At 73.3% G+C, this 12,690-nt stretch carries 2 protein-coding genes; both read right to left on the bottom strand.

The features are described 5' to 3' along the window. Positions 1 to 10: 10 nt before the first annotated feature. A complete protein-coding gene (locus tag IE257_RS08410) occupies positions 11 to 1,711 on the bottom strand; it encodes an ABC transporter ATP-binding protein (RefSeq protein WP_189966349.1) in 1,701 nt (566 codons plus the stop codon). After that, the gene (locus IE257_RS08405) at positions 1,698 to 12,644 is read right to left on the bottom strand and encodes a non-ribosomal peptide synthetase (protein ID WP_189966347.1); all 10,947 of its coding nucleotides are present in this window, start codon (positions 12,642 to 12,644) and stop codon (positions 1,698 to 1,700) included. The genes IE257_RS08410 and IE257_RS08405 overlap by 14 nt, the downstream gene beginning before the upstream one ends. Positions 12,645 to 12,690: the final 46 nt, after the last annotated feature.

The following is a 12,690-nucleotide window of genomic DNA, read 5'->3' as shown; positions in this document are numbered from 1 at the left end:
TCGAGCGCATTCAACGGGCCACCGCCAGGCAGTAGTTCTCGTCGCCGGCGAGGAGGTTGCGGTGGGTGTCCTCCGCTGTGATCACGCCGTCGTCCAGGACCAGCACCCGGTCGGCGGCGTCCAGCAGGGCCGGGCTGCTGGTGATCACGACGGTGGTGCGGCCCCGCCGCAGCTCGGCGATGTTGCGCGCGACGATCTGCTCGGTGACCGCGTCCACGGCGGTGGTCGGATCGTGCAGGACGAGGATGTCCGTGTCCGCGGCCAGGGCCCGCGCCAGAGACAGCCGCTGGCGCTGTCCGCCGGAGAGGTTCGCACCGCGGTCGCGGACGCCGTGGTCGAGGCCCTCGCGGTGGAGGGCGACGACGTCGGTCAGCATGGAGGCCTCGACGGCTGCGTCGACCGTCCGGCTGGTGCCCGACGGGTCGATGTTCGTACGGAGGGTGCCCGCGAAGATCTCCCCGTCGTACGGGTTCACCAGCATGTGCTCGCGGACCGCCTCGATCGACAGCGCGGCGAGTTCCTCCCCGCTGATCCGCACCGCTCCCTCGTAGGCGTGCGGCGGCACGCGCACGGACAGGATCGCGGCGAGGTCGGCCGCGGCGCGCGGCTGGTAGACGGCGATCGCCACGAACTCGCCCGCGGGCACCTGGAACTTCAGGTCGCGCAGGGACCCGTACCGGACGCAGTCGATCTCCAGGTCCCCACCGGCCGCCGGGCGCTCTGCCCCGGGCGTCGCCACCGGTGGCGCGGTCAGCACGAGTGCCATCCGCTCGGCCGACGCGCGCGCCATCATCACGTACTTGGGCATGTCCGAGAACAGCTTCAGCGGTTCCATGATGAACTGCGCGAGCCCCACGGCCATGACGAGCTCCCCGACGGTGATCCGGCCCTCGAAGGCCAGCCAGCCGGCGGTCAGGGTCACACCGGCGGCGAGGGCCGCGTTCAGGGCCATCGCGGTGCCCGCGTACGCGCCGTTCACCCCGGCCACGGTGATCGCCTGGTGCTTGGCCTCCGTGCTGACCTTCCGGTAGGACCGGAAGGCGGCGTGGTTCCCGCCGAAGCCGTGCAGCGGGCGCAGGCCGGTGATCAGGTCGGCGACCTTGGCACCCGCCCGGGCCACCCGGGCCTGCTGTTCGCGGGTGCTGGATCCGATCCGCTTGGACATCACGCTCAGGACGGACAGGATCAGGGCGGTACCCACGATCACGAGCAGGCCGAGCCGGATGTCGGCCAGCCCCAGGGCGACCGCCGCGACCAGCACCGCGACCAGTGAGCTGATCAGCAGGGGCACCACCTCGATGATGTCGGCCGTCTGGTCGGCGTCCTCGGTGGCGATGGTCAGCACCTCGCCGGACTTGAGGCCGGCGTCCCGGGCGACGGGCTGGAGCCCGCAGTCCGCGACCCGCACCCGCCAGCGGTGCGCCTCGGTCGTGTTGGCCTTCTGCAGGATGCGCATGCCGAACCGCCACGACAGGGACACGGTCGTGATGATCACGGCCAGTACGCCGATCGAGAGGGCGAGCGCACCGGGGCTGCGGTCCTGCATCGTGTGCTCGACGATCAGGCCGAGCGCGATCGGGAAGGCGGTCTCACCGGCCTGGTACAGGCCCATGAGGACGGTGCCCCGGGCCATGGCGCCGATGTTGCGGCGCAGGGCGGTCTTCAGGATGTCGGACCCCGGTCGGGGCCGCTGCGCGTCAGGAGTTTTCATCGAGGTGGCGGGCAATCATTTCCGGGGTTCGCAGGGTGAACAGGTCACGGACCGTGATCACAGGACCGTACTCGCGGCGGAGCAGGCCGATCAGCCGCACCGCCAGCATGGAGTGCCCTCCGAGGGACACGAAATCGCTCAACGCGCTCACCTCGTCCTCGTCCAGGTCGAGTGCTTCGGCGAAGAACTCGCACACCACGCTCTCGGTCCCGGTCCGCGGTCCGCGCTCCCCCGCCGTGGTCAGGGTGCCGAGCGGCCGGGCCTCCGGCAACGCCTTGGTGTCCGCCTTCCCGTTGACGGTCAGCGGAATCCGGTCGACCCGCGCGTAGTGCGTGGGGCGCAGGAAGTCCGGCAGGGCGGCGCCCACCTCGGCGGCGACCGTCGCGAGGTCGGAGCCGTCCACGACGAGGTAGGCGGCGAGCCGGTGGGCGCCGTCGACCTGCGGGTCGGGCTGGGCGACCGCGGCGGCGAACCGGACCGCCGGGTGCGCGGCGAACGAGGCCTCGACCTCGCCGAGTTCGACGCGGTGTCCGCGGATCTTGACCTGCTGGTCGGTGCGGCCCAGGTACATGAGGTTCCCGTCGGGCCGCCGGACCACCAGGTCCCCGGTCCGGTACATGCGTGCGCCGGGTGCGCCGAACGGGCAGGCCACGAACCGGTCCGCGGTCTGGGCGGGCTGCCCGAGGTAGCCGCGCGCGATGCCGATGCCCGCCACGTAGAGCTCGCCGGGGACCCCGTCCGGCAGGGGCCGCAGCCATGGGTCCAGGACGTACACGTCCGTGTTGTCGATGGCCACGCCGACCACCGGGTCCTGGCATTCGAAGGTGCCGACGCCCAGGGTGTTGATGGTGTACTCGGTGGGTCCGTACAGGTTGTAGCCGACGGTCCCCTCGGTCTCGGCGAGCCGCTGCCACAGGGTCGGGGTGACCGCCTCGCCGCCCAGCAGGACCAGCGCCGGCCGCCGCCCGGGATCGTCGAGCAGGCCCTCCGCCACCAGCTGCTGGGCGTAGGTCGGCGTCACGTTGATGACGTCGATGCCGTGCTCCAGGCAGTACTCGACCAACCGGGGTGCGTCGCGGCGCAGTTCCTCGTCGCAGATGTGCACCTCGTGGCCGTCGGCGAGCCAGAGCAGTTCCTCCCACGACATGTCGAAGGCGAAGGACACGGTGTGGGCGATGCGGAAGACCCGGTGGTCGTGCTCGGCCAGCACCGGCTCGAAGATCCGGCGTTGGTGGTTGACGAGCATGTTGGTGAGCCCGGCGTATTCGGTCACCACGCCCTTCGGCCGCCCGGTCGATCCGGAGGTGTAGATCGTGTACGCGGGGTGGCGCAGGCGGTGCGGGTCGTCGGGGGCGAAGGTCACGTACGGTTCGGCCTCGGGCAGGGGCCGGTCCAGCTCGATCAGGTCGCCGGTCAGCCGGGGCGACACCGCGCTGACGGTGAGGGTCACGTCCGGGCGGGCGTCGGCCACGATGGCGGCGATCCGGTCGTCGGGGTGGTCCAGCTCCAGCGGTACGTACGCGGCGCCCGCACGCAGTACGGCGAACAGCGCGACGATCGAGTCGAGGGAGCGCGGGATCGCGAGGGCCACCGTCGCCCCGGGTCCGACGCCGCGCGCGGCGAGCACGCCCGCCAGCGCCCGGCTGCGGTCCCGGAGCCGGCCGAAGGTCATGGTCCGGCCGTGGGCGACGAGCGCGACCCGCTGCGGGTCCCGGTCGGCCGCCCGGTCGAACCGGTCGACGACGGTGTCCGTCCCGATGTCCGTGCGGGCGCCGGCCTCGGGCTCCGGCCCCGGGCCCGGCAGTGCGCCCACCGGCCCGGTCCACGTGGTCAGGTCCCCGAGCACGGTCAGGTAGCCGTCGAGCAGTCGCCGGGCGGCCGCGGTGTCGTGGTCGCGGTACTCCAGCTTGACGGTGAGCCGGTCGCCGGGGGTGACGACCCAGGTGAACGGGTAGTGCGTGGAGTCGTCGGCCCGTACGGCGGTGATGCCGTGCCGGGCGTTCATCTCGGCGAACGCGTCCATGTCCAGGAAGTTCTGGAGCACGAACAGGTTGTCGAAGAGGGTGTCGTGTCCGCCGGCCCGCTGGATCTCGCCGAGCCCGAGGTGCTCGTGCTCCATCGCCTCGACGCGGGCCGTCTGTACGGCCGTCAGGTAGTCCCGGACCGTGTCGTACGGCCGGGCCCGCGTCCACATCGGCACCGTGTTGAGCAGCACGCCGACGACTTCGGCGAGGTCCGCGCCCTCGCGGCCGGAGACGGTGACGCCGAAGACGGCGTCGGAGCGGCCCGTGTGCGCACCCAGCAGCAGGCCGAACGCGCCGGTCAGTACCGAGTTCAGGGTGACGCCGTGGGCCCGGGCCACCTCCCGCAGGCGCTCGGAGTGTTCGGCGGAGAGCCGGTGCACGAGCGTCCGCGGCAGGCCGTCGACCAGGGCCGGGGTCGGCCCGGCGAGCAGTGTGGGGCCGGGGAGGCCGGTCAGGTGCTGCGCCCAGAAGCGTTCCGAGACGGCCGGGTCCCTGGCGTCGAGTGCCCGGGCGTGGTCCTCGAAGCTCGGCGTGGCCGGGGCCGGGGGTGTCAGCGTGCCCGCGACGGCGGCCTCGTAGGCGTCGAACAGGTCCCGGAGCACGATTTCGCGGGACCAGCCGTCCCACAGCAGCAGGTGGTAGCTCAGCAGCAGGCCGTCGCGGCCGTCGGGCAGCCGCACCACGGTCAGGCGGATCAGCGGCGGCTCACCCGGGTCGAATCCGGTGTCGCGGTCCCGGGCGAGCAGGTCGTCGACCTCCTCGTCCGTCGCGAGGTCGATCGTCCGGACGCCGACCCGCCGGCCCGCGCCGAGGACCTGGACGGCCCTGCCGTCGTCGTCGGTGGTGAAGCCGGCGCCGACGACCGGGTGGCGGGCGATCACCCAGGCCATCGCCTCGGCGAGCGCGTCGGTGTCCAGGCGCCGGTCGAAGGTGAACCAGCTCTGCGCGACGTAGTGTCCGGCCGGGCCCGCCAGTTGCGCCTGGAAGAACAGGCCGCGCTGGAGCGGGGTGACGGGCGCCGTGCGCTCGGCCGTGGCGGCGGCGTCCGCGATGTGTTGCAGTGCGGCGCGCCAGTGCGCGGTGATCTCGTCGGGTATGTCCTCGGCGAGGGTGAAGACCGCGTGCAGGCTTCCGGTGGCGGCGTCCGTCCACGCGTTGACCTCGACGGCGTACGGGCTGCTCCGGTCGGCGCCGGAGACGTGCAGCGCCTGTGACTCGCCGCCCCGGCCCAGGTAGTTGAACAGCACCTGGGGCCGGGCGGTGAGCAGCGGGGCCGTCTGCGGGTTGAGGTGGCGGAGCCGGCCGTACGCGATGTGCGCGTGCTCGTCGGGCTGGCGTTCGGCGACCTCGCGGGCCGCCGCGACAGGGTCGGTGTGCGCCGTGAGCCGCACGGGGGCGATGGAGGTGAACCAGCCGACCGTGCGGGTGTAGTCGTGGTGGGGCAGCGCCGGGACCCGGCCGTGCCGCTCCAGCTCGATCGCGAGGTCGGTGGGCGAGGTCTGGACGTGGGTCAGCGCGGTGCGCAGGGCGCCGCACAGCAGCTCGGTGAGGCCGACGCCGAGTGCGACGGGCGCGGTGCGCGTCACCTGGTCGCTGACCGCGGGCGGGAGCACGACCGTGATGTCCCTCGGCTCCTGGGCCGCGGGCAGCAGCGGGGGTGCCTGGAGGGTGGTGATCCAGTGGCCGAGGCCGTCGATCCCGTGGGCAGATTGGTGGGCCAGTGCCTGCGCGTATGCGGCGTAGGAGGTGGTGGGCGGCGGGAGCGGTGCCCCGCGCAGGGCGGCGGTGATGTCGTCCAGCAGGACCAGCCAGGACACGGCGTCGACGGCGAGGTGGTGCACGGTGACCACGAGGGTCCGGCTCGCTTCCAGCCAGGAGAAGGCGATGACGTCGCCGGCCTCGGGGTCGAGCCGGCCGGCGGCCTCGTCGGCGGCGGTCCCCGCGTCGGGCGCCTCGCTCCGTACGACGGTGACGGGGCGGGCGGGTTCGGTGCGAAGGGCCCATACCCCGTGCTCGACGAGCAGGCGCAGTCGCAGGGCCGGGTGCGCGGCGACGACGGCCTCCGCGGCGCGCGCGGCGTCCGCGAAGCGGGTGCCCTCGGCCGTGACCAGGGCCCTGGCCTGGGCGAACCGGGCCAGCGAGCCGCCGAGTTCGCGCTGGCGCAGGATGATCGGGGTCGGCGTCAGGGGGCCGTCCTCGGCGGGTTCGAGTGCGGGTGCGGCGGGCGCCGCGGCCTGTGGGGTGCCGGTCGCCAGGTGCGCGGCGAGCGCGCGCGGTGTCCTGAGCAGGAACACGTCCCGCGGGGCGATCGCGAGGCCCAGCGCCCGGGCCCGGTTGACGACGGCGATGGCGAGGATGCTGTCGCCGCCGGCCCTGAAGAAGTCGCTGTCGGCGTCCACGGCGGTGCCGGGGAGGGTCTGGGTGAAGATGCCGACCAGTGCGGTGATTGCGGATCCGGCCGGGGCGGCCGGTGGAGCCTGGGGCGTGTCGAGCGGTGCGTCGTGGGATGCGGCGCGCTCGGTGAGGGCCTTGCGGTCCAGTTTGCCGTTGACGGTCAGCGGCAGGGCGTCGATCGGCAGGACCAGACCGGGGACCATGTGCACGGGCAGCTTCGGGGCGAGCAGGCCGGCGAGGTCGGCGGGCACCCGCCCGACGACGTGCGCGACGAGGTGGTCGCCGCTCGCGGCCACGGTGACGGCCGCGTCGACCACGCCGTCGAGTTCTCTGATCGCGGACTCCACCTCGCCGGGCTCGATGCGGAAGCCCTTGAGCTGCACCTGGTCGTCGGCGCGGCCGGTGAACTCCAGCTCGCCGTCGAGCGTCCGGCGGGCCAGGTCGCCCGTGTGGTACATGCGGGAGCCGTCGCCCGCGAACGGGTCCGCGACGAAGCGGCCCGCGGTGAGGGCCGGCCGGCCCAGGTAGCCGAGGGAGACCTGGTCCCCGGCGACGTAGATGGCGCCGACCCGGCCGGGCGGGACGGGGCGGAGCCGGTCGTCGAGCAGGTGGGTGACCAGGCCGGGGATCGGGCCTCCGATCGGGCTGACGTCGGCTCCGTGGCGGAAGTCCTCCTCGGTCAGGATCCGGTGGGTGACGTGCACGGTGGTCTCGGTGATCCCGTACATGTTGACCAGCTCGGGCGAGGCGGCGCCGTACCGCTCGACCCAGGCGCGCAGCCGCCCGAGGTCCAGCGGCTCGCCGCCGAAGATGACGCGGCGCAGGGCGGTCACCGGCTCGCCCGCGTGCCGGTCGGCCTCGATGAACCGGTAGAAGGCCGACGGGGTCTGGTTGAGGACGGTCACCCCGCGCTCGCGCACCAGGCGGTGGAAGTCGACCGGGGAGCGGGTCAGGCCGTACTCGGGGACGAGCAGTTCGCCGCCGTGCGCGAGGGCGCCCCACAGTTCCCACACGGCGAAGTCGAAGGAGTAGGAGTGGAACTGGACCCACACGTCGTGGGGGCCGAACTCCATGTCGGGCCGGGTGTTCACGAGCAGGGTCACGACGCTGGAGTGCGGGACCACGACGCCCTTGGGCCGGCCGGTCGAGCCCGACGTGTAGATCACGTACGCGGGATCGTGCGGGCCCGCCTCGGGCGGGGCGGCGTCACGGGCCTCGTGCGGCGCCGTCTCCTCGCCCTGTACGAGCACCCGGGCCGGTACGCCCGCCCGGGCCAGCAGCCGCGTGAAGCGGTCCCGGTGCTCCCGGTCCACGAGTACGACCTGCGGGGCCGCGTCGGCGAGGACGTATTCCAGCCGTCCGTCCGGGTAGGCCGGGTCCAGGGGTACGTAGGCCCCGCCCGCGGTGACGATCGCGACGAGGGCGACGACCTGTTCGAGGGAGCGCGGGACGGCGACGGCGACCCGTTCGCCCGGCCGGACTCCGGCGGTGCGCAGGGTGGAGGCCAGCTCGTCCTTCGCGGCGGCCAACTCGCCGTAGGTCAGGGAACGGGCGCTGCCGTCGAGGGCGCACTGGGTAACGGCGGTGGCGGCCGGATCGCGGCGGGCGGCGGCGTCGAAGAGTGCGCCCAGGGTCGTCGGGGCGGTCTGCGCGGGGGGCCGGGTGCCGGTCGGCGCGAGGTCGTCGACGAGGGCGTCGGGCCGGGTCAGCAGGCCGTCCAGGGTGCGGGTGAAGGTGTGCAGGATCCGCCGGGCGGTCGTCTCGCGCAGCAGCGCGCCGTCGTGGATCAGGTTGAAGCGCGGGCGGCCGTCGGGCGCGCGCTCCACCACGAGGGTCAGCGGGTAGTGCGGGGCGCCCTCGTTCACGATGTCGGTGATGGCGAGCGTGTCCTCGGGCCGGCGCAGACCTGCCACGTCGGTCGCCACGTCGAACACCACCAGGGTGTCGAAGAGGGGGCCGGCGCCGCTTCGGCGGCTGATGCGTGCCAGGGAGACGTGCTGGTGCGCCAGCACCGCGCTCTGGTGTTCGCGCACCGAACCGAGCAGTTCGCGTGCGGTGGTGGTGGCGGCCCACCGGGCGCGCACGGGGATGGTGTTGATGAACAGACCCACCATGTCCCCGATGCCGGGGACGTCCGCGTCGCGCCCGGAGACCGTGGAGCCGAAGACGACGTCCCGGGAGGGCAGGAGGCCGCCCAGGGTCACCGCCCAGGCGCTGTGCACGGCCACGCTGAGCGGTACGCCGGCGGACCGGGCGGCCGCGTCGATGTCGCCCTCCGGTGGTGCGGAGGTGTCGTCGAACCGGTCGGACGGGGTGTGCCCCTCGGCGACCAGCGAAGGGCCGGGGAGTCCGGCCAGTTCCTCGTGCCAGACCCGGTCGCTCTCGTCCTCGTCCCGCTCGGCGAGCCGGCGCACGTAGTCGGTGAAGCCGCCGAGCGGGTGCACGGTCCCGGGTGCGTGGTACTCGGCCAGCAGCGCGCGGAGCATCGGCGGTACGGACCAGCCGTCGGCGATGATGTGGTGCACGGTCTGCACCAGGACGCTGCGGCCGGAGCCCGTACGCAAGAGGGTGTACCGCATCAGCGGACCGGTGGCCAGGTCGAACCCGGCGCGGCGGTCCCGCTCGGCGTGCTCGCCGATCTCCTCGTCGGAGATGCCGGGCCGCTCCAGGACGGTGAACGGGGCCGCCACCCCGGCCTCCAGTACGGAGACCACCCGGCCGTCGGCGAGGGCCACGAACCGCGCGGCCAGGTTGGGGAACAGGGTGAGCAGCCGGGTGGCCGCCGCGGCGAGCCGGTCGGCGTCCACCTCCCCCTCCAGGGTCAGCAGCTGCTGTTCGACGTAGCTGCCCGCGGAGTCGTCGTCGAAGACCGAGTGGAAGTACAGGCCTTCCTGGAGCGGGGTCAGCGGCAGGACGTCCCGCAGCGCCGGGCCGTCCAGTTCGTCGACGTCGGCCTGGGTGAGCGCCGAGAGGGCGAAGTCGCTGGGCGAGTGGCCGCCGGTGTCGAGCGCGGTCAGCCCGGCCAGCCCGGTCAGGGCCTCCCGGAAGTACCGGCCGATGGCCTCGACGTCCCCGTCGGTGAGCAGCCCGTCGGGCCAGGAGAGGGTGGTGACCAGTTCGTACCCGCCGCCGGCCGGGGCGGGTTCGGCGATGGCGTTGAACTCCAGGACGCGGGGCAGGCGCATCCTCGGGTCGCGCTTCTCACCCAACTGGCCGGTGGTGTGCGCGAGTTCCCAGTCGCCGGACGAGCCCGCGTCGAAGCGTCCCAGGTAGTTGAACAGCACCTGCGGGGCGGGGGCCTCGAAGCGGGTGTCGGCCAGGTGGCGCAGGGCGCCGTAGGAGACGCCGTTGCTCGGTACCCGGGCCAGGTCCTCCTTGACCGCCTTGAGGGCGGCGGCCAGGTATCCGGGATCGGTGGGATCGGCGGCCGCGCCGGGGTCGACGGTCACCGGGTACAGGGTGGTGAACCAGCCCACGGTCCGTGACAGTTCCGGCTCGAAGCCGGCGGACTCCGCCACGTACCGGCCTTCGCGGCCGTGGCCCTCCAGCTCGATGTGCGCGAACGTCTGGTCCTGGCCGAGGTCGCGGCGCCACCGGGCGAGCGTGACGGCGAGCGCGGTCAGCAGCACGTCGTTGACGCCCGCGTGGAACCTGGCGGGGATCTCGCCCAGCAGCGCGGCCGTGGTGTCGGGGCCGACCGAGAGGGTCGTCGTCCGCTCCCGGGCGACGGTGTCGGCCGCGGACAGCGCGCGCCGGCCGAGCGGCTCGTCCGGCCCGGGCAGGGGGCGGCGGAAGTACTCGCGGTCGGCGTCGAAGCCCGCGCGCGCCAGCAGCTGGGTCCAGCGGCGGAACGATGTGCCCACCGGCGGCAGGTCGATCGGTGCGCCCGAGACGAACCAGCGCCACGCCGTGGAGAGGTCCTCCATCAGGATCCGCCAGGACACGCCGTCGATGACCACGTGGTGCGCGACCAGGACCAGCTGGCGCGCCTCGCGGCGCCAGACGGCGCGCAGCATCACGCCGCCGTCCGGGTCCAGTGCGTCGGTGGCGAGTGCGACGCACTCGTCGAGCGGCAGGTCGTTCTCCTGCCATCGCGCCGCGGCCGTCCGGTCCGCCTCCGGTATCTCGAAGCCCCAGCGCTCGCCGCGCACCAGTTCGGCGCGCAGCATGTCGTGCCGTGCGACCACGGCGGTGAGGACCGCGTCGAGGCCCTCGGCCGTCAGGTCCGCCGGGGTGTTCAGGACCACCGACTGGACGAAGCCGTCGACGGCGTCGGTGGTCTCGCCGAGCCACTGCACGATGGGCGGGCCGACAACGGTGCCGGTGGCGACGTCGCAGTGGTCCGCGGCCGCGGCCTCGCGGTCCGCGACCGCAGCCAGCGCGCCGAGGACGCTGTGGGTGAAGATCTGGCGGGCCGTGACGTGGAGGCCCGCTTCGCGCAGGGCGCTCAGCAGCGAGATCGCCAGGATGCTGTCCCCGCCGAGCCGGAAGAAGTCCTGGTCGACACCGACCGCGTCGCGTCGCAGGACCGCCGCGACCGCGGCGCACACCGTCCGCTCGTTCTCGGTGACGGGCGGGGCGAGCACGCCTGCTCCGGTCTCCGGCTCGGGCAGCGCGCCCCGGTCGAGCTTGCCGTTCGCGGTGAGCGGGAACTCCTTCATCACGACGATGTGGGCGGGCACCATGTACTCGACCATGTGCCCGGTGGCCCATTGCCTGACCTCGTCCGCGCGCAGGTCCTCGCTTCCGGCGGCCGGGATCACGTACCCCACGAGGTAGGTGCCGCCGGCCGTGTTCTTCTTCGCGACGACGCAGGTGTGCCGTACTGCGGGGTGCTCGGCGAGGCCGACCTCGACGTCCTCGATCTCCAGCCGCATGCCGCGGATCTTGATCTGGTTGTCGGCGCGCCCGAGGAAGTCCAGCGAACCGTCCGGGGCGAAACGAGCGAGGTCACCGGTCCGGTACAGCCGGGACCCGTCCGCGGCGAAGGGGTTCGCGACGAACCGGGCGGCCGTCAGGCCGGGTGCGCCCACGTACCCGCGGCCGAGCAGGAACCCTCCCACGTACAGCTCGCCGCCGACCCCGACCGGGACCGGGCGCAGTTCGTCGTCCAGCACGTACAGCTGGGTGTTGGGGTTGGGCCTGCCGATCGAGGTCGACAGGCGTTCGGCGGCGCCGCGGTAGACGACGTGCGAGACGCCGATCGTCGTTTCGGCGGGGCCGTAGCCGTGGTACATGGGTATGTCGAGCCAGTTGCGGAAGCGTTCGTACAGCTCCGGGGTCAGTACCTCGCCGCCGCACCAGACGTGGCGCAGGCTGTCCAGTCGTCCGGAGTCGCCGGCGATCTCCAGCAGCACGTCCAGCATGGACGACACCAGGTAGGTGAAGGTGACGCGCTGCTCGGCGATCACACTGAGCAGGTGGTGCGGGTCGCGTTCGCCGCCGGGCCGCAGGACGACCAGCCGGCCTCCGCACACCAGTGGCAGGAAGATCTCGTTGATGGAGATGTCGAACGACAGCGGAGCCTTGAAGAGCGAGGCGTCGTCCTGGCCGAAGCCCAGGATCTCGTCGACCTGCCAGAGCAGGCGCTCGCTGATCGCCTCGTGCCGGATCATCGCGCCCTTGGGCCGGCCGGTCGAGCCGGACGTGAAGATCACATAGGCGAGGGCGTCGCCGGCGACGGTCACGCCGGTGTCCTGACCGGGGTACGCCCCGAACTGCCAGTCCCCGAGGTCGACGGGCACGGCTTCCGGCTCGTCCGGGGCGTGCTCGCCCGAGGCGGCCAGCTGCAGGACGACGCGGGCGTCGTCGATGACGGCGGACCGGCGCGCGGCCGGCCAGCCGGGGTCGAGCGGTACGAACGCGGCTCCCGCCCGGAGCACGCCGAGCAGGCCGATGACCATGGCGGCGGAGCGGTCCAGCGAGATGGCGACGACCTGTTCGGCGGTGACGCCGCGTTCGAGCAGGTGGTGTGCCAGCTGGCCGGAGAGTTCGGCGGCTTGACGGTAGGTCAGCGAGCGGTGCTCGTCGACGACGGCGACGGCGTCCGGCCGCAGGCGTGCCTGCTCGCGGAACATCTCCATGATGGTCGGGCGGACCCGGTCCGCCCCGGTGTCGTTCCACCGGGCGAGGGTCGCGAGCCTCGCCTCGATGCTGGAGGGGCCGATGGTGGAGACGGGCCGGTCCGGAAAGTCGGCCAGGTCGTCCAGTGCGAGCCGGGCGTCGGCGAGTAGGACGCCTTCCGGGACGGTGATGCTCCGGCCGCCCGTGGGGTCCACGCCGACCTCCCAGCCGGCCGGCCCGGCGCCGCCGCTGTCCGCCCAGCCGAGGACGTCCGCGAACAGCGTGCCCGGGGTGAGTTCCAGGCCGTCGGGGCTGCGGCCCGTCGCCCAGTACGCCAGCCCGATCGCGCACGCCCGGGCGACGGTCGTGTCGCAGTAGTCGCCGGAGCGCCGGCGCACGTCGGCCAGGCGGGCGGGAGAAAGCAGCACGAGGCGAGCGGTCGATTCCGTCATCGAAGGCTCAACGTCCCTTCCAGATCGATAAGTTGATCCAACCGAA

It is taken from the genome of Streptomyces avidinii (genome assembly GCF_014650695.1).
GTDB lineage: Bacteria > Actinomycetota > Actinomycetes > Streptomycetales > Streptomycetaceae > Streptomyces > Streptomyces avidinii.
This window is presented reverse-complemented; position numbering and strand designations above follow the sequence as displayed.

What these genes read in the sequence shown, in the direction of transcription:
- IE257_RS08410 (WP_189966349.1), bottom strand. Translation starts at nt 1,711, where the DNA reads ATGAAAACTCCTGACGCGCAGCGGCCCCGACCGGGGTCCGACATCCTG.
- IE257_RS08405 (WP_189966347.1), bottom strand. Translation starts at nt 12,644, where the DNA reads ATGACGGAATCGACCGCTCGCCTCGTGCTGCTTTCTCCCGCCCGCCTG.